Origin of the sequence: Candidatus Koribacter versatilis Ellin345 (assembly GCF_000014005.1) — a bacterium.
In the GTDB taxonomy this organism is placed as follows: domain Bacteria; phylum Acidobacteriota; class Terriglobia; order Terriglobales; family Acidobacteriaceae; genus Korobacter; species Korobacter versatilis_A.
Genome location: NC_008009.1, coordinates 3,050,821 through 3,068,550, shown reverse-complemented (window position 1 = coordinate 3,068,550; position 17,730 = coordinate 3,050,821). Strand labels below are relative to the sequence as shown.

General features: G+C 59.3%; 19 protein-coding genes and 1 riboswitch. Of the genes, 7 read left to right on the top strand and 12 right to left on the bottom strand.

Features of this window, described 5'->3' with window-relative positions; genetic code table 11:
* Positions 1 to 10 precede the first annotated feature (10 nt).
* Complete coding sequence (locus tag ACID345_RS26945; protein WP_041855699.1) at positions 11 to 316, bottom strand: c-type cytochrome; 306 nt, start codon at positions 314 to 316, stop codon at positions 11 to 13.
* A 360-nt stretch (positions 317 to 676) separates the two neighbouring features.
* Between ACID345_RS26945 and ACID345_RS13390 the strand changes: the two genes are divergently transcribed.
* The 6 genes from ACID345_RS13390 to ACID345_RS13365 all read left to right on the top strand — a co-directional run bounded on the left by ACID345_RS13390 (position 677) and on the right by ACID345_RS13365 (position 5,005).
* Positions 677 to 1,552, top strand: a complete 876-nt coding sequence (locus tag ACID345_RS13390; protein WP_041855698.1) for an NAD(P)-dependent oxidoreductase — start codon at positions 677 to 679, stop codon at positions 1,550 to 1,552.
* A gap of 20 nt (positions 1,553 to 1,572) precedes the next feature.
* Positions 1,573 to 1,645: riboswitch (Fluoride riboswitch) on the top strand.
* A gap of 20 nt (positions 1,646 to 1,665) precedes the next feature.
* A complete protein-coding gene (crcB, locus tag ACID345_RS13385) occupies positions 1,666 to 2,046 on the top strand; it encodes a fluoride efflux transporter CrcB (protein WP_011523401.1) in 381 nt (126 codons plus the stop codon).
* An 11-nt stretch (positions 2,047 to 2,057) separates the two neighbouring features.
* The gene (locus ACID345_RS13380; protein ID WP_011523400.1) at positions 2,058 to 2,522 is read left to right on the top strand and encodes a GNAT family N-acetyltransferase; all 465 of its coding nucleotides are present in this window, start codon (positions 2,058 to 2,060) and stop codon (positions 2,520 to 2,522) included.
* 55 nt (positions 2,523 to 2,577) lie between these two features.
* Complete coding sequence (locus tag ACID345_RS13375; protein ID WP_011523399.1) at positions 2,578 to 3,117, top strand: hypothetical protein; 540 nt, start codon at positions 2,578 to 2,580, stop codon at positions 3,115 to 3,117.
* A 126-nt stretch (positions 3,118 to 3,243) separates the two neighbouring features.
* Positions 3,244 to 3,987, top strand: a complete 744-nt coding sequence (locus tag ACID345_RS13370; protein WP_011523398.1) for a hypothetical protein — start codon at positions 3,244 to 3,246, stop codon at positions 3,985 to 3,987.
* A 4-nt stretch (positions 3,988 to 3,991) separates the two neighbouring features.
* Positions 3,992 to 5,005 (top strand): site-2 protease family protein, encoded by a 1,014-nt coding sequence (locus tag ACID345_RS13365; RefSeq protein WP_011523397.1) that lies wholly within the window; start codon positions 3,992 to 3,994, stop codon positions 5,003 to 5,005.
* 79 nt (positions 5,006 to 5,084) lie between these two features.
* Here the strand turns inward: ACID345_RS13365 and pyrF are convergent, their stop codons facing one another.
* Positions 5,085 to 5,789, bottom strand: a complete 705-nt coding sequence (gene pyrF / locus ACID345_RS13360; protein WP_011523396.1) for an orotidine-5'-phosphate decarboxylase — start codon at positions 5,787 to 5,789, stop codon at positions 5,085 to 5,087.
* A 42-nt stretch (positions 5,790 to 5,831) separates the two neighbouring features.
* Positions 5,832 to 6,332: a septal ring lytic transglycosylase RlpA family protein gene (locus ACID345_RS13355; RefSeq protein WP_011523395.1), complete on the bottom strand. Its 501-nt coding sequence runs from the start codon at positions 6,330 to 6,332 to the stop codon at positions 5,832 to 5,834.
* A 381-nt stretch (positions 6,333 to 6,713) separates the two neighbouring features.
* Between ACID345_RS13355 and thiD the strand changes: the two genes are divergently transcribed.
* Positions 6,714 to 7,484 carry a bifunctional hydroxymethylpyrimidine kinase/phosphomethylpyrimidine kinase gene (thiD, locus tag ACID345_RS13350; protein ID WP_187148825.1) on the top strand — a complete coding sequence of 257 codons (771 nt, stop codon included), beginning with the start codon at positions 6,714 to 6,716 and terminating at the stop codon, positions 7,482 to 7,484.
* Positions 7,485 to 7,491: 7 nt separating this feature from the next.
* On the opposite strand, the gene ACID345_RS13345 is transcribed toward thiD, so the two are convergent.
* The 9 genes from ACID345_RS13345 to ACID345_RS13305 are packed head-to-tail and all read right to left on the bottom strand — an operon-like array spanning position 7,492 to position 17,594.
* Entirely contained in the window at positions 7,492 to 8,184 is a 693-nt protein-coding gene (locus tag ACID345_RS13345; protein ID WP_011523393.1) for a sugar transferase, read from the bottom strand.
* A 35-nt stretch (positions 8,185 to 8,219) separates the two neighbouring features.
* Complete coding sequence (locus ACID345_RS13340) at positions 8,220 to 9,245, bottom strand: DUF354 domain-containing protein (protein ID WP_011523392.1); 1,026 nt, start codon at positions 9,243 to 9,245, stop codon at positions 8,220 to 8,222.
* 3 nt (positions 9,246 to 9,248) lie between these two features.
* Complete coding sequence (locus ACID345_RS13335) at positions 9,249 to 10,439, bottom strand: hypothetical protein (RefSeq protein ID WP_011523391.1); 1,191 nt, start codon at positions 10,437 to 10,439, stop codon at positions 9,249 to 9,251.
* On the bottom strand, positions 10,436 to 11,356 hold the full coding sequence (locus tag ACID345_RS13330; protein ID WP_011523390.1) for a glycosyltransferase family 2 protein: 921 nt from the start codon (positions 11,354 to 11,356) through the stop codon (positions 10,436 to 10,438). The genes ACID345_RS13335 and ACID345_RS13330 overlap by 4 nt, the downstream gene beginning before the upstream one ends.
* Positions 11,353 to 12,582: an O-antigen ligase family protein gene (locus ACID345_RS13325; protein ID WP_011523389.1), complete on the bottom strand. Its 1,230-nt coding sequence runs from the start codon at positions 12,580 to 12,582 to the stop codon at positions 11,353 to 11,355. The genes ACID345_RS13330 and ACID345_RS13325 overlap by 4 nt, the downstream gene beginning before the upstream one ends.
* Positions 12,579 to 13,862 carry an oligosaccharide flippase family protein gene (locus ACID345_RS13320; protein ID WP_148210112.1) on the bottom strand — a complete coding sequence of 428 codons (1,284 nt, stop codon included), beginning with the start codon at positions 13,860 to 13,862 and terminating at the stop codon, positions 12,579 to 12,581. The genes ACID345_RS13325 and ACID345_RS13320 overlap by 4 nt, the downstream gene beginning before the upstream one ends.
* The gene (locus ACID345_RS25570; RefSeq protein ID WP_083763855.1) at positions 13,859 to 14,674 is read right to left on the bottom strand and encodes a ChbG/HpnK family deacetylase; all 816 of its coding nucleotides are present in this window, start codon (positions 14,672 to 14,674) and stop codon (positions 13,859 to 13,861) included. The genes ACID345_RS13320 and ACID345_RS25570 overlap by 4 nt, the downstream gene beginning before the upstream one ends.
* On the bottom strand, positions 14,596 to 15,462 hold the full coding sequence (locus tag ACID345_RS13310) for a polysaccharide biosynthesis/export family protein (protein WP_011523386.1): 867 nt from the start codon (positions 15,460 to 15,462) through the stop codon (positions 14,596 to 14,598). Before ACID345_RS13310 ends, ACID345_RS25570 begins: the two co-directional genes overlap by 79 nt.
* The gene (locus tag ACID345_RS13305) at positions 15,459 to 17,594 is read right to left on the bottom strand and encodes a GumC family protein (protein ID WP_011523385.1); all 2,136 of its coding nucleotides are present in this window, start codon (positions 17,592 to 17,594) and stop codon (positions 15,459 to 15,461) included. The genes ACID345_RS13310 and ACID345_RS13305 overlap by 4 nt, the downstream gene beginning before the upstream one ends.
* Between the last annotated feature and the right edge of the window lie 136 nt (positions 17,595 to 17,730).

Here is a 17,730-nt window from a genome sequence, read left to right as displayed (position 1 = left end):
CCTGCAACAACTACTTCAGACTGCGGATGTAGGTGACCATCGCCTTCGCATCAACGCCCTTGCTGGCGAATGCATGCGTGGCTTTTTTGGCCGGGCCGCCGTTGGCGATGAAGTCTTCGACTTCAGCGTCCGGTGCCTTCTTTACCTTGTCGGAAACCAGGCTGGGCACAGCACCCTTGCCGTGGCCGTCCGGTCCGTGACAAACGGCGCACTTCGCCTTGTAGGAGGCGGCGGCGTCATCGGCCCAAGACAGGCTGGGGACCATCAGGAACAGCACGAGAGCGGTAAACAACATCACTGCCATTAGCTTCTTCATGACTATTTTCAGAGCCTCTGATCGATCAAAGTTCCGAAGCAGGTGAGCCAAGCTTTGCTCGCGTGCCACGGGCAGGCGCCACACTTCGGTGCCTACAAGCAGAGTGTCTCTCTGATGGAGAAACGGGGCGGTGACTGGGGTCACGGTAGGGGTGTGACGTTCGACAAAGCGGAGAAAAGCTACAGCACTTCTATGCGGCTGAATTGCGCAACACCCTTTATTGATGCGGATTTGCGCAGTGTTGCAGAACGCAACAGACGCGTGGTGCCGAAACGGGAATTGTCGTGCAAGTAAATGCAACGAATGTCCATTTCGAACCTTTTGGGAGGCTGGTTTCATCCATTCCGCAGGAGGGGACACTTGAAAGTAGGATTCCTTGGATTGGGCAACATGGGCGAGCCGATGGCTGCCAACCTCATCGCTGCAGGTCATCAGGTCACGGTGTGGAACCGGACCGCCGCTAAAGCAGAGCCGCTAAAGGAACGAGGGGTGAAGGTCGCCACTGAAATTAAAGACGCGGTTCAGAATCAGGACGTGGTGTGCACGATGGTGGCCGACGACCATGCGCTTCGAACCATCCTTGAAGGTGGACTTCTCGAAGCGCTGCCGAAGGGTGCTGTCCATGTCTCCCATAGCACCGTAAGTGTCGCGATGGCTGAGGAACTGAAGCGCGAGCATGGCAAGCGTGGGCAGGCATTTATCTCGGCGCCGGTATTTGGACGCCCCGAAGCCGCACAGGCGAAGAAGTTGTTCGTTGTTGTCTCGGGAGACCCGGCGGTCATAGAAAAGGTAAAGCCGGTGCTGGATGCTATCGGGCAGGGAGTAACTGTGATCGGCAATGATCCGGTACAGGCCAACGTAGCGAAGATCAGCGGAAACTTTCTGATTGCTGCGGCGATGGAGGCGATGGGCGAAGCCGTGGCGCTCGTCGGACGGTACGGCGTCGATCCGGTGCAGTATATGGAGTTCCTTACCAGCACGTTGTTCGCGGCGCCGGTTTACAAGAATTACGGAATGAAGATCGCGAAACAGGAATACGTGCCGGTGGGGTTCAAGGCGCCACTCGGTTTGAAAGATGCGAAGCTCATGATCGCTGCGGGTGAAGGGAAGTATGTTCCGCTGCCGTTAGCGAGCCTGATTCACGACCAGATGATCACTGCGATTGCGCACTTCGGTGAAGACGTGGATTGGTCGGTGATTGCGAAGGTCTCAGCGGAGCATGCCGGCTTGAAGTAAAATGCAGTACGGAAACACCTCAACTTCATGGCGATGGAGTTCGCCCTAACCGCCGCAGCCACGTTGCTGCGTGCTGATAACTCCTGCCGACACTACTGTGGGAGGACTCCATCATGGCCATCCGTGAATACCTCTGGGTATCGCTGGGCGGAATCGTAGGCGCGTGCGCGCGCTATTTTCTGAGCCGTTTCACCGCGAAGATCACGGGCACCAGCTTTCCGTGGGGCACGCTGCTGATCAACATCACCGGAAGCTTTGTGCTCGGTCTTTTCCTGGTCTACACGACCGAGCGCGTCTTTGTTGATCCGAAGTGGCGACTGCTGATTGCGATCGGTTTCTGCGGCGCATACACGACGTTTTCGAGCTACGCGTACGAGAGCATGGTCTATTTCCAACAAGGCAACTGGGGTTTGTTCGCAGGCAATGTGCTGGCGAACAACATTCTCTGTCTGGCGGCGGTGCTTGGGGCAGGGGCGCTGGTGCGATCCATCTGAGAGGTGATCGATTGAATTCGAACGTGATGATTCGCAAGGCTGAGCCGCGCGACGAAAGCAGTTGGCGTGTGCTTTTCGACGAGTACAACCGCTTCTATGGGCGGGAACCGCGAGAAGATGTGACGCGATATACGTGGAAGCGAGTGCTGGATGCGGCGTGTCCGGTGCATGCGCTGGTGGCGGAGAAGGATGGCAAGGTGGTGGGGATACCGAATTATGTGGTGCACGAGAACACGACGCAGTTGCTGCCGTCGTGCTATTTGCAGGACATGATTGTGGCTGATGAGGCACGCGGGGAAGGCGTGGGGCGCAGGTTGATCGAATGGTTGCTGGCGGAGATGAAGCCCCAAGGATGGTCGCGGGTGTACTGGAATACCAGGGAGAACAACTATCGCGCGCGGATGCTTTACGACAAGTTCGCGCCGCAGAGCGGGTTCGTGCGCTACGTAGTGAATAACCCGGAGTGTGTCTTCTAGGCAGGGTGGGTCTGAGGTATACTTCCGCGCCATATCAAATTGAGGAGGTTCCACCGTGCCCACCCCCAGCGCGCAGGAAATCGCCAAAGAGTTACAACGGTTACGTACCACCGGCTTTGATTTGAAACTCGCCTCACAGGCCGGCGCGAGCGGCTTCGCACCGGAATTCTTTTTCGCTATCGCGAGCCGCGAGACCAATTGCGTAAACGAGCTTGGAGATTTCCAAGCCGATGGCGCACACGGTGTTGGGCTCGTCCAGATCGATATCCAGCATCCGATAGCGCTCGCCGCCCGCGACGACGGCAGCTGGAAGACTAACCCAGATCCGCTGGTCGCCTTTGGGGCGCAGTTGCTTGCAAACAACATTCATCAGGCTGCAACCGTGTTTCCTGACCTTGACTCCGACGACCAGTTGAAGATTGCGGCCGCCGGCTACAACTGCGGGATGTCGCGCGCTATCTCGAGCCAGCGTGCGGGCGATTGCGATCTACACACCACTGGCCATGACTATGGCGCCGACGTCATCGCCCGTATGGCGATATTCGAACAACTTACAGCGCCGCCGGCAGAGGCACCTGAAGAAGGCGGCAATTGAGCAAAGCTTCTTACTTGTTCGCTTTCCCAGAACCGAACAACGCAGCGCCGCATGAGACTTGCGGGTTGAAGCTCGAGTAACTTTTCACTCTAGTCAACCATCTACTCTCGTGTTAGATTTCCGCCCATGTATGGCACTGGGCCTGCTCCTGACACTCCACAATTCCAAACCAAAGAAACTCCCGGCACCGACATTTGCAAGTTCTGCGGGATGCCGATCGGAGGCCAGTACTATCGCGTGGGCCAGTCGATGGCGTGCGCGACCTGCGCGGAGAAGATGCGCATCGAAGGCCCGCAGAATCCGCACGGTGCTTACGCGCGAGCGCTCGTGTTCGGCATTGGCGCGTCCATCGCCGGCCTGATCATCTACGCGACGTTCGAAATTATGACTGGCTGGATCATTGGATATCTCTCGCTGCTTGTCGGCTTCATGGTCGGAAGGGCAATGATGGCCGGATCCCAAGGCTGGGGTGGCACGAAATATCAGATCACGGCCGCACTCCTGACCTATTTTGCTGTTTCCATTGCAGCGGTCCCGGTGATGATCTCTGTCATGGGTAAGCAGAGCCACAAGCCCGCGCAAGTGAAGAACGTTCCGCAAACCACTGCGCCTCAGTCTGTTACTCCCGCGCCAGATAGAACGCCAGACGCGTCCGACTCTGCGCAGCCGGCTACCAAGCCGCAGAAGCCAAAAATGGGGATGGGATCGGCCTTTGGCCTGCTGCTTTTGCTTGGGTTGGCATCGCCATTCATCGAATTGGCGAGCCCCCTGCACGGATTGATCGGCCTGTTCATTCTCTACATCGGCATCCAGATCGCCTGGAAGACAGCAGCAGGAAAACAACAGCCTGCCATCACCGGTCCCTACTAACCGCGTGTCCAGCACTTCACTCGGACCAGCTTCGAACTGCCGGCGATGCGGCTCACCGTTATCGCCGGGCGCGCTGGAGTGTCTCCAGTGTCATGCGTTCGTGCATGCCGACGAGCTCACCCGGATCTCAAACGAAGCGAAGCAGCTGGAGAGTGCCGGCGATTTGCGCGCGGCGCGCGAGAGATGGCTAACGGCAATTCCGTTACTTCCAGTGGATGCACAACAGACGGCGTGGATCAACAACCATGCCGTGGATTTGTACGCACAGGCGCTGGAGGCCGACGTACAGCGACAGCAGGAGGGCGAGTCCAAGAGCAAATGGGCTAAGCGGCTCGGACCGTTTGCACCCCTGTTGGTGCTGCTTGGGAAAGCGAAAGTGCTGTTCGGACTGTTGAAGCTCAAGTTCGTCCTGAGCTTCGCCGGCTTTATATGGTTCTACTGGACGATTTTCGGGATGTGGTTCGGCGTCGGATTCGCGGTGCTAATCCTCTGTCACGAGATGGGGCACTACATCGAGGTGAAGCGGCGCGGACTTCCTGTGGAAGTGCCGGTGTTTCTACCGGGCCTTGGCGCATATGTGAAGTGGAAGAACCTCGGCGTGTCCGGGGAAGGGCGGGCGATGATCAGCCTGGCCGGTCCGCTGGCGGGATTTCTATCGTCGGCGGTGTGCATTTTGGTTTATTGGCAGACGCACTCGAAGCTGTGGCTGGCGCTGGCGCACTCGGGAGCCTGGTTGAACCTGATGAACCTGATTCCGGTGTGGGCACTGGACGGGGCTCAGGCGATCCAGGCGGTGAGCCGTTATGGCAGGGTGGTGCTGTTGTTGAGCTGTGCGCTTCTATTCTGGGGAACACGCGACTATGTGTTGTTGTTTATTGGAGCCGGAGTATTGTGGCAAGCGTTTGTGAAGCCGACCGACGAGACGAGCGCACGGATTGCGGCATACTTCACGCTGCTGCTCTGCGCGTTGGCGCTGATTCTGGTGCTAGCGCCTGGACGAGGGTTCGGGGCGGAGTAGGCCACCTCGGGCTGCGCGATCCCCGCGTCTGAAGACGTGGGCCTAGAAACTAGACGGGCTTCGCGCTCGTCTTTCGCGTTTAGCGCGATTGCAGCGTGCCTTCTAACTCTTCCATGATCGCCTTCGCGGCGGCGGCAGGGTCGGCGGCTTCGGTAATAGGGCGGCCGACGACAATGTGGCTGGCGCCGGCTTCGAGCGCAGCTGCGGGGGTGACAACCCGGGCTTGATCGCCCTTTTCGGCACCTGCGGGGCGAACCCCGGGGGTGACGATGGCGAAGTCAGCGCCGAGTTCGCGGCGGAGTTCGCGGGCTTCGTGGGCGGAGGCGACGAGGCCGCGGATGCCATTGGCGCGTGCGAGGGCACCTAACAGGAGCACCTGCGCCTGTACGTTTCCGGCGATGCCAATCTCTGAGAGGTCGGCGTCATTCATGCTGGTAAGGACGGTTACGGCGAGGACGAGGACCGGGCCGCCGGCGTCAGAGGCAGCCTTAAGCATTTTGGAGCCGCCGGAGGCGTGGACCGTCAGCATGGAGACGTTTAGCTCGCGAGCCTGCCGGATCGCGGCACCGACGGTGTTGGGGATGTCGTGGAACTTGAGGTCGAGGAAGACTTTCTTGCCCGAGGCGACGAGATCACGGACAATCTGGGGGCCTTCGGCGGTGAAGAGCTGCTTGCCGACCTTGAAGGTCGTGGCCGAGTCGCCGACGGACTGCACAATTTGTTGGGCTTGGGCGGCGGAGTCGACGTCGAGGGCGATGATGAGGCGGTCGCGCATCTCTGACATACGTCTATTTTACTGGCGAACCGCCTCGTTCAGAATGACAAATTACTGGCGGACGCGGGCGCTCTCGTCGGTTTTGTCGGAGGGAACGATATCTAAACGGACCTTCTGGACGCCCTTGTCACTGAAGCCCAGCACTTGGGCGGCGCCGTAGGAGAGGTCGATGATCCGGCCGGGAACCAGTGGTCCGCGGTCGTTGACGCGCACGATGACGGCCTTGTCGTTCCTCAGGTTCGTGACCTTCACCCGGGTGCCAAGGGGCAGATCGGGATGAGCGGCGGTCATTTCGTACATGTTGTAGGTCTCGCCCGAGGCGGTCTGCTTGCCGTGGAAGAGCTTCCCGTACCAGGAGGCAGGGCCGACCTGGAAGGGCTTGGTCTTCTTCTTAGGGGTTGAGGAGGGCTGCGGGTTGACGCTGGCCGTCAGAACCGGCTGGTTCTGGACGGCGGCCTGGGAGTGGTTCTCCATCGTGTTCGGCCCGTGTGCCGCTCCCATGGTGGTCAGGACGGCAATCGTCGCCACCATCTGAGTCAGTACTCGTTGCATTCAAACACTCCGTGACAACTGGGAATTCCCCCGGGCTCGAAAACGTTCGGTGATTCTATGAATCGCGGGAGCTAAGGTCAACCGTATGTCACGGCGACGAAATTACGCCGGGTTACCCCTAGGTAATTACCCTAGGCCGTCGCAGTCCTTTGATTGTACCGGATGCAGGTGGATTTTGCCTTGGCGAGGGGGTAAACCGCTTAGCTCGCTCCAACCTTGCACTGACTAATTAGAAGGCAGTTGGAAGCATGATGGTTGTTACGGCGGCTGAATTATTGAGAGTTGTTGGCGAGTGTAACTCTTTTACTTTTTTGCACATAGAGTGAAATTCTTGCGCGGTTGTTGAACTCTGCTTTGAGCCGATGTGGTGTAATGCGGGGCATGGCCATGCCGATTGTGCTGTCGATTGCGGGGTACGATCCGTCCTCAGGCGCGGGCATCACTGCGGACGTCAAAACGGCTGCGGCACACGAATGTTATGCGATCACCTGTATTACGGCAGTTACCGTCCAGACAACGGAAAAGGTGTTTGCGGTCGAGCCGCTGCGGGCGGAGATCGTTCGCGACACCTTATATGAGCTGGTACGGGACATGCCGCCGGCGGCAGTTCGGATCGGCATGTTAGGGAGCGGAGAGGTGGCCGAGGTGGTAGCGGACTTTCTGGAAACCACCCGGTTGAGGAATGTGGTGCTCGACCCGGTGCTGAGGTCGACATCGGGAGCGGCCCTGATCGATGAACGGGGGGAACAGGTGATCCGGGCGCGGCTGCTCAAGGCGGTGGACGTCTGTACGCCGAACGAGGCTGAGGCGCGGGTGCTGGCGGAGTGCGAGGCGAGCCCTGAAGGGCTGGCGAGGGAGCTTCACCGGAAGGGGTGTCCGGCGGTGGTGATCACCGGCGGCGAACGGGAGGATTCGGGCGACCTGTTGAGTTTCGGAGACCAGCAGGAGTGGCTACGCGCGGAGAAGATCCGCAGCCGGGCGACTCACGGCACCGGGTGCGCGTTTGCGACCGCGATTGCCTGCAACCTGGCGTTGGGGCGCCAGCTGCGAGAAGCGGTCGTCGAGGCGAAATTCTACGTGCGTCGGGCGATCACCCTTGGGTCAGACGAGCCGCTGGGGCATGGGCGTGGTCCGATGAACCACTTCGTCTAGGACGTCGTTAGTGGCCGGTTCCGTGGCAGACGGCCGGGATGGTCTTCCACAAAATCTGGAGATCGCTGCCAATGGACCAATTACGGATGTATTCGATATCCAACTCCACCATGTGGTCGAAACTCAGGCGGTTGCGGCCGGAGACCTGCCAGAGTCCGGTGATGCCGGGAAGGGTGCCGAGGCGCTGGCGCTGCCACGGCGCATATTCGTCCACTTCATAGGGAATCGCGGGGCGCGGGCCGACCAGGCTCATGTCGCCCTTTAATACATTAAAAATCTGAGGCAGCTCGTCGAAGCTGAACTTGCGCAGCCGCCTGCCGATGCTGGTGATTCGAGCGTCGTCGTTTAACTTGAAGCTACCGTTGGACTGTCGCGCGGTTTCTCCGCTACGGATCCACTGGAGAGCGTAGTCGCGGTGCGCGGATTCGTCGCCGACGGTCATGGTGCGGAACTTGTACATCGTGAACTCGTTGCCGCCGCAACCGACGCGTTTTTGACGGAAGAGGATCGGGCCGGACGAACTCCGTCGAACCAACAACGCAATAAGAACAAGCAGCGGGGAACTGACGATCACCAGGATGAACGCAAGCGGCAGATCGATGGCGCGCTTGAGGAAGAGTTGGCGCGCCTGAAGACCAGTTATCGGGAGTTTGGACGGGGAGGCGGCGGAAGAAGGTATGGATAGGGTGGGGATTTGCATGAGTGGGACCGTTCGCTAAGGAATTTCGATGTGGACTAGTGTCTGGCTAATTCGAGAATCTCTTTGAGGATGAACCGGCGGGTCGGGCTTTCTCGCGGGTCGGCGATGCGGCGGGGGCGTTTGCGAAGGCGAATGCCTGCGACTTGCTCTTGCGTTCGGAGAATCGTTAAGCGCTTTTGGCGTTCGAGTTCAATGTCTACTGCTCCAGGTTTGCCGGCGAAGGTGCTGTAGGCCGCGACGCCGAGGAGCGCGGCTTCGCGAACCATGGTGCCGCCGCCGCTGAAGACGGCGTCGGAGTAATGGAGCAAGCTGAGGCCGTCGACTGCACGCGAAGTGAGGATGAACGGACGCTCGCCCAGGTTGAACTCACCGGAAAGCTTTTCCGCTTGGTCGCGGGTGCGTGCAAGTACGACGACTTGTGCGTTTTCCTGGGCGCGGAGGTGTTCGATCAATGCGCGGAAGAGCACGACGGAGTGTTCGTTGTGATAATGAGCCCACGTGGCAGGCGGACGGACGGTCACAATCAGACGTTGAGGATCAAGTGAGAGTTCGTGGAGAACGCGTCCGTCGGGACGCAGGTCGTGGATGTAAACGTCTTCTTTGAAGCCGGGGTACCCGCGAATTTTCTTCTTCGATTGCCCAGCATTCGCGACGATTTCGGGCATGAGTATGCGCCGACAGAGATGATGGAAAACTCCCGCCGAGACATGTTCGTAATCGTAGATTGCCATTGCAGGGATGCCGAGTGTGGCCGCTGCGAGGGTGAGAGATCGGGAGCCGTGGCTGATGGCGGCGACGGGACGATGGGCGATCCCGAACCGGACGAGTTCGGCCGCGCGACCCACCGCTTCTCGCACGCGCGCTACGGTGGAATGATGCGGAGCGTGGGCGCCGATCGTGGTGAAGTTCATGCGATACGAGCGGGCGAGGCCTTCGGTCTGTCCGAACGAGCGGACGGTAATAAGGGGCATGTAGCCGTGCTTCGGTAGTTCACGGACGAACGGCGCGAAAAAGTGGGCGTGGGGCGCGTTGTCGAGGTCGATCCAGATGCGAGGCTGCATATCTTATTCGCCTCCGATTGTCAGGCGCAGGCGGGCGAGCGCGCGAAGCATCCAGGCTTGCGACCAGCGGATGTAAGGAGTGCGGTCAACCCGATGAGGATGAATCTGGTAGCCGAAAGAGCCGTCGGAGTTGCGGAGGTGCTGGATGGTCCAGCGCGCGATTTGCTCGGCGCGTGAGAGGGCATCGGGGTCAAGCTCAGCGAAGGCACAGAGGGTCAGGATCGCCTGCGAGCAGGAATGGATATCAATTGGGTAAGTGCGGTTATGGAAGTAGCGCGGCGCGCCGTCCGGACAGAAGAAGTGGGAACAATAAAAGTCATAACCGCGGGCGAGGGCTTGCGAAAAGCTGGTATCGCCGGTGAGTTGCTGGTATTCGAGCAGCGCACAAAGGTTGTATCCGGTGTGGAAGGTGTCAATCCACTGTTGTGAGCGCGCGACGCCGTAGGTCCAGGATCCGTCTTTCGCCTGGCCGTTGCCTAGGTATTCCATGATACGGCGAGCCAGACTTCCGTACTGGGGCAGTCGTGAGTCGCTCGCGATCCTCGCGAACAACGCACCTGCGAGCGCGCTGTTGTTGAAAATCCGGGTATGGTCGTTGGGCGTGTAGCTGAGGCAGAGGCCAGTATCGGTGTCGGTAGAACGATTCAATCGGGTTGCGAGCCAGTTTGTCGCGGAATGTGCGATCGCTTTTGATTCTTCGTCCTGGTAGATGTTGGCGAAGTCGAGGAGAGCGTGGGCGCAGAAGACGGTGACGACGGAGTTCGGCGAGAACGCCGGCATGCGAGCGCCGCGCAATGAAACGTAATGCCAGTCGTATCCCCAGCAGAAGTCGGATTCGTGCGGACTGCGGAGTTCAAGCAGCAAGTTCCGGACATGTTCCGCGTGGCGACGGGAGAACCAACCCGAGCGCGCGAGATCGCAGAATGCGCTCAATACTAGTGCGAGAGCTTTGGGATTATGACTGGGTGGAACGTGGAGCCACTGGCGGAGGTGAACGCCGCCGATCCGTTTGCCGCCCTGAATGAAGAGAGTGGCGAAAGGTTGATGCACAGCCCACTTGCGAAGCAGCGGCGAATTCAGCAGATCATAGGGTTCGTGTCCGGCATAGTTTCGCTCACGTAACCAATGGTGAAGGGCGAGGATTGGCGAATCGAATTCCGTGACTGACGGGGCCGGGAGACGGGCAGCGTTCATCGTTCGCTCGCTCCGTACATCTCGTAGGTTCCGCCAAAGAATGCGTAGAGGTTGCCGATGCCTTCGGCGAGTCGAAGGTCTCCGCGCATCCGATCCTCCACATTGCCGCCGAAGTATTTCTCCAGTGTGCCCTCGAATATTCGTGCGATTCCTGCCGCGAAACGGCGTGACAAGTTGAGCAGCGACGGATGGAGCTCCATTTCCACACGCGTCCAGTGATTGGCTCCGTTGCGCGCGCGCGCACGCAAATATGGAGGGGCGAGGCGGGCGGCCGGGACTGTCTCGTAGACGATGGCGTCGTCGGCCCAGACGATGGGGAACCCGGCGGCGAGACAACGGCGGAAGAAGTGGGTGTCTTCGCCGCCGCTGATGGCGAATCGCGGATCGAACCATGTCGGACTCATGGCGCGAAGTACGCGGGCACTGATCAACACGTTGCCGGCGCCGGCGCTTTGCAATTGCGTGCCGGAAGGGTGACGCAGGCGGCGAAGGAGCATAGCGAAATCGGAGCCTGAGGGCTGGGGAACGATCGGAACCACCGGGCCAGCGACGATGGGAGCGTTGAATTCCAGGTGAGCGGCGATAAGCGCGTCGAGCCAGGTGCGGGACGGATATTCGTCGTCGTCGATAAATGCGACAAGGTCGGAGCCATTGCCGTGTGTGATCGCGGTGTTGCGCGCGTAGGAGATGCCCCGACGAGGTTCGGGATGGTAGGAAATCCGGAACCTCGACGATCGAAACCCTCTAAAGACCGAAGAGGCGGAACTGTCGGGATCGTTATCCACAACGATTATTTCGATTTCAGGCTCGACGACAGCATGAAAGTCGAGGGCGCACAACGCGTTGAGCAGGCGCAGTAGTTGGGCGGGGCGACGATAGGTCGCGACACAGACGGCTATCTTGTATCGCCTGTTCATGCGGCCTGGTGCTGGGCCTGATTCGAGTTTGAGACTGTGAAGCATGCCGCGGAATAGAGGATCCAAAGCAGAGAGTTGGGTGCCAACAACGAACTTTCGGTGAAGCTGTAGAGCAGCAGAAATAGCAGGTAGAGCAGCGGCCAGCGGGACTCGACTGCGGAGGACTTTCTGACGAGGCGTCCGGCACCGAAGAGCGACACGAGCCAACCGGCGAAAAAAAGAACGATCCCGATCACGCCGACCTGTAGTCCGAGATCGAGGAATGCGTTGTGAGCGTTGGGAGTGTCATAACCAAGCTCGGAGATGATTTGTATCGAGTCAGAGGAGATCCACCAGAACGCGCCATAACCATGGCCGAGCCAGAAATGAGACGTGAACGCTGGTGCTGTGAGATCCCAAATCTGCGAACGGCCGGTGAAGGTCGCATCGCGACCGAGAAGTGCGACGGCAGAGTCGCGATGAGATATTGCGTACGCTGCCACGGGTGCGAAGAAGGTGAGCGCGAGCATAGAGCCAGCCCAGGCGCGACGCCAATCGGCGCGAAGTATGCCGGAAATCCCGATCAGGAGCGGTATTGCGAGTGCGACAACCAGCGCCGTTTGCGAACGGGCCGCGACAATCATTGAGACGCACGCGAGCACTCCGATCGACGCGGTGAGGATGGATCCGAGGCGTTTGAAGCCGAAGCAGAGGAAGGTCACGACGCCGAGGGACATGGTGCGTCCGAGCAGGTTCTTGTGCGAGAAGACGCCGTGCCAAGCGGCCCCGGCGAATTCGGTGGCGGGGAAGCTTGCCGGGTAGAAGAGTTCCGCCAGGAGGCTTGCGACGGCCGCCACGGAGATGACCGCAACGAGAATGCGGAGTTGCGAGCGCATGTCGAACTCGAGAGCGAAGCATACGCCCAGCAAAGTTGTGCCGGTGATTGCGACGCTCTTGCGCAGGGTTACGGCGACATTCGGCGACCAGAGCGCAGATACCGCGCAAAGTGCGATGAGCAGAAATAGCAGCCAATTCGCGGCGAGTATGTGGGCAGCTTGCTTGTATCGCGGAAGGAGGAGTGCCGCGGCAAAGAGGTAGATGGCGGACCAAATTATCTGGAGAGCGACGCCACCTTCGGCGACGTCGTGTGCGGCAGTGTCTGTCCAGAGTGGGGCGAATGCGCCGGAGGAGAGCAGAAGTGCGCCGAAAAAGAAGATGGCGAGGGCCGAGCGGCGAAGATCGTTCATGCTTCGACCCACTCCGGGCTGAGGACGTTGCAGCGTTTAACTTCTCGGGCGCGCAAGTACCAGAGGGCGATCCACATGGCGAGTGCTATAACGCCATCGGAGGCCAGGCTGGTCCAGACGGCGCCGCGCCATGAGTAGCGCGGCAAAAGGGCGATATTCAAGCCGATATTGAGTGCTGCGACAAGGAGCTGCAATAACGTGCGTGTGGATTGATAACCGGCGCCGGTGAGAGAGTCAGCTGCGAGATAGTGCAGATTGCGCAGGACCAGAAGCGGTGAGAGCCAGCGGAGAACCCACACGGAGTCGTTGAACTGCGGACCAATGATGAACGGCAGATAGGGAGCGGCGACCCACAGGAGTGACGCGGCGAACAAAGAGTAAAGGAACGTGCGCGGCATGATCCGGCGAGCGAACGCCGAGGAACTTTGCAGCCCTTGCTGGCCGTGGCGGAAGAATCCTGCGTACGTCGCGGCGAGAACAGAAAGAACGGGCGAGAACGCGGCGTCGATAATGCGATATGCAGCGGCGTAGATGCCGGCGGCCGCGAGGCCAGAGAGTCGCGCCAGCATGGCTTTGTCGATGTCGTTGTAGACGGTTTGCGCGGCTTGTGAGACTGAAAAGTAAAGGCCGGTGAGGAGGTCGCGCGGCGTTGTCCATCGTCCAAATCTTGGTGCGCCGAGTTCGCGGGCAACGTAACAGAGCGCAATGACTGCTGGAACGACGGTGCTCGCGAGATACAGGACAGACCAATGTACGGCGGTCGCGTGACGTGTATGGAGAAGAAGCGACGCTGCAAGAAGTCGGCTGACACTGAGAGCGAGGATGATCCAGCCTGTGACAGCGAGGCGCTCGAAGGCTTGAAACGCCATCGCGGCAGCGTCCAGAAGGCGGGCGAAGATCAGTTCGGCAATGGCGATGCAGGCGATAAGCGGCAGCGGCACACCGTGAGTTAGCGCAAGAGGAACGATGACGAGAACGACAGCGGTAAGAAGCACGCCGGAGATCAGTGTGACCAGCAGGCAATGGCCCCAGCGGACCGGAAACTCTTCGCGATTGCGGGCAACATACTGCACTAGAACGTTGCCTGTTCCGAGACTTGCGAATGGGGAGACGATACCGATGATGGCGCACGCGGCGGTGAATGCACCGTAGCCGTCGGAACCAAGGGAGCGCGCGAGCAGAATGAAATAAAGCGCTGTAACCAGCGTGCGGGCGGTGCGCGACCCGATCATCCACAGGGAATTACGGCGGGTGCTGCGCGGGGGGCCCAGGAGACTCAATTGAGATCCAAGTAACTGATTCGTTCGTGTTGCGACAGGAAATCGCGACTCCCACAGTAAGTGAGCGCAGATGTTTCCTGCGAATAGTTTTCGTGACCGGGATGAACCATGAGTTCGGCGGTGCAGCTCTCGGGCAGGCGGTGCGGGCCTTTGACATAGGCGAGCAACGGGCCGAATTCATCGGTGCAAGTGAAGGACTGACGGAGCGTCCAGTTGTAGAGCAGGTTGTCGATCCGCCAGCGGGAAAGGGCCTCATTTCCGGTGAAGGTGTGGCGCAGGCGCACCCGATCAATCTTTTCTTCGGCGCAAACTTCGAGTAAGCAGGGAAGCAATGCGAGCCGGGTGTGGATGTGATGATGAGAATCAATGTGGCTGATCGTCACGCCGGCATTCCGCAGACAAGCGATCTGGGCACGCCACTCCTTGACGACTGCGCGCTGAACCTGACCATCGAGACGCAGCGGTATCGCCTTCCGCTGAAAGCTGCCGTCCGAGGACAGGAAGGGAGCCAACCCTGCCGAAGGGAGGAGCGGTGCAAATTCCGTGAGGTTCAGATGCATGCCGAACGAGCAGTGAGGGAAAAACTTGCTAAGGCGAGCGGCTTCGCGGAATTCCGGCCCGTTGGCGAGGATGCTGGCGGAAGTCAGGCGTCCTTCATCCAGGAGACAAAACACCGATTCGTTGACGACAGAGCTGATGCCCAGGTCGTCGGCGTGGAGGATGACTCTCATCTCTAGTTGAGACTGCTGTAGATGGCTGCCCCGAGGGTCAGCTGCGTGATGTTCTGAAGCCGCGTGGCTGCCGTCTTCCATGCGCTATTTGGAATGAAGAGGATGTCCTCGTTGTGGAGGGCGACGTCGGGGGCACGACCCCGGAGGATTTCGGCGACATTGACTTCGATTTCCTCGCGGCCGGATAGAGTCTTGCGGACGAGCTTTGCGTGCCCGGCTTTTGCAGTGGGTGCGAGTCCGCCACCAAGCGCGACTAGTTGTGCGACGGAAAGCTCGCCATCGTTTTGCATCACGAATCCGCCGGAGCGCGAGACATCGCCTACAAGATAGGTAATGCCTGCTCGTTGCACGAGGATGGTGTCACCTGGGTAGACCATGATCAGCGAGGAGCTATCGTTGCGCGGGAGACGAACGGATTCGTCGGTGCCGTTGCGCCGCTTAATTCGGACGGTTGGCGAAGCGAGTTCGGTAAGGCCGCCGGCTTCAGAAATAAGTTGCGAGAGAAGGCGCGGGGCGTAGATCTGGTAAATACCTGGCTTGCGAACTTCGCCGGAGACCGTAGCGCCCTGAGTCGCGTACTCGCGGATGAGGACCCGGACTTGAGGTTTTACGACCAGTCTCCGGGATTCGAGCGCAGACGCGATCTGCGTGGAGGCGGCGTCTGGAGTGAGACTCGCGACGTGGAGCGCTCCGACTAAGGCGAGTTCGGCGTCTCCGGATTCGTTGACCCGTAACTCCTGTTTGAGTTCGGAAACATCGAAGACATCAATAGAGATGAGGTCGCCGGGGCCGATCGTCAGGTTGGCGTCGGATTGAGAGCGCAGGAAGGTCGCGCTTAGAAGCAGGAGAATCGCAGCTAGGGTCTTCATGAAGTGGGCTCTTGCAGGGAGCGGTAGTCGTTGCCGTAATAGTGTTTGTAATAGGGCGAGTGGAAATCGAGTCGGTTGAGAACGGCGCCGCTTACTTTCACACCTGACTGTTCGAAGATTTCGAGTGAGCGAACAAGGGCGTCGCTGCTGGTTTGCCCGGCGCGGAGTACGAGGAGGACCGCGTCAGCAAATTTCGAGATGGAAACCGCGTTGCTGTAAGCGAGGACGGGCGGAGTATCAATAACGATATCGTCGTATGTAGAGCGCCAGTGATCGATGAGGGCGCCCATCCGAGGTGATTCGACGTGATCAATGGCTTGCTCAGTTGCTGTACCGGCAAGTAATAGCGCGATTCCATCCGGCAGCGTTCGGCTATCTCCCGAGAGAAGATGTGAATCAGTGAGCAATTCGCTGAGGCCTGCAGACGAGTTGTCGAGTTTGAGGTACTTGTGAACGCTGGGACGATGTAGGTCGGCGTCCACGAGGAGCACTCGACGTCCGAGCCGCCCAAGCGATTGAGCGAGATGAATGGCAACGGTTGTCTTGCCTTCACCAGGCGCTGGGCCGGAAACGACGGTGACCCGCGGCGATCCTGCTGGCAGGTTCCCGCGGAGGGCGCGGAAGCGCTGGTCGGCCTCGCTCTTGTCGTCGTCCGAGTGAACTGGAATTACGCCAATTGTCGGAATGTTGCTTACGCGCGCAACGTCTTCGGGCGAGCGAATGGTGCGGTCGAGGCTGTCCTGGAGGAGGGCAATGCTTACGCCGAGAATCAGTCCTATGACGGCGCCGAGCACAAGGTTGAGTAAGCGTTTGGGGCTGGCCGGTTTGTCCGGAACGCGCGCTGAGTCAACGACAAGAATGTCCGATGAATGGAGGCCAGCGAGGACGCCTGCCTCTTTGAGCTTGCCAAGCAATGTTTGGTAGAGGTCGCGGTTGGCATCTGCTTCGCGCTTCAGGACGCCGTATTGCACGGCGCTGTCGTTGATCTGGTTCGCTTCTTGTTTTTGCTTTGCGAAGAGGGCGCGCTCCATGTCTTCGGCATTCTTGGCGGCGAGGTAGTCGTTCTCTGCGCGGGCGGAAATCTTGCCGAGTTCGGATTGAATAGAGGACTGGAGGTCGGCGAGTTGGGCACGCATCTGCACGAGTTTTGGGAATGAAGGCCCGAGGCGTTCGGAGTTTTGCGCGATGTCGGCTTTGAGCTGCGCCTCTTGGGCGCGGAGAGTGGGCAGAAGTCCGAGGGGAGCGGAGCTACTCGCAATGCCTGGCACCAGGGAAGTGCCTGCCATCGAGGAGATGAGCTCGGGATCTCCGCTCTTGGCAAGACGCCAGACGGCTTCTTTCACGATGCGATTTGCTTCTGCTGCACTTAGCTGCTTGTTAATGTCCTCAAGTTTTGCGGTGACAATGTTGTTGGTCTCGCTCTCGCCAAGAATGCCGGTTTCACGTTGATAATCAGCGAGTCTCTGCTGGGAGGTCTCAACGTCGTTCTTTAGATCGGTGAGTTGCCGCGAGAGCCAATCGGATGCTTGGCGAGTGGCGGTGAAGCGAGTCTGGACATGACGATCGAGATAGTCGTCCACAAGGGCGTTGACCACCGCAGCGGTGAGAGCAGGATCACGATCGAGGTATCGGATCTCGATGAGGCGGGTGCCGCCGACTGGTTGCACTCGCAAGTTCTGGTGAAAAGAACGGAGCATTCTTCCGGTCCGCGCCGGGGTCTGATTGAGCGGCACGGAACGATCGTCTGTTCGACCAAACTTAAAAAAGGATCGTCGGTCTGCAACTTCCTCAAGTTTCAGCTTCGTGATGACTTGCAGCGCGAGTTCATCGCTCTGGAGAATTCCGACCTGGGTAGCTTGATTGACTGCTGCTTCGACGTGATCAGACGAACTCGCCCCAGATGACAAATTGAAGCTGGTAGCATTTGCCGGGTTCAACTCCAGTGTTGCAGTGGCAGCGAATTTGGTCGGTGAGAAGAGGGAAATCAGAATTGCGATCGCGATGCCAGCGCCGGTGATGTATCCGACGGTGCGGCGTCGAGCGGACAGTACTCGACTTAAGGCGAGGAGTGAGAACTCGTCGTTGCTGGAGTGCAAACGACCGAACGGAGGTTCGGAGTGCGAGGGAGACATTTCGATTTTGGGAATTATGTGTGGGACAAAGCTTCGCTATGGCGAGTTAGCCCACATTCTCTCGGGGTTCTAATTCACGGGGCGGGGGAGGGCCGCAATCGCACTCTCGCACGGTGCGCAAACGCGAACAATGCCC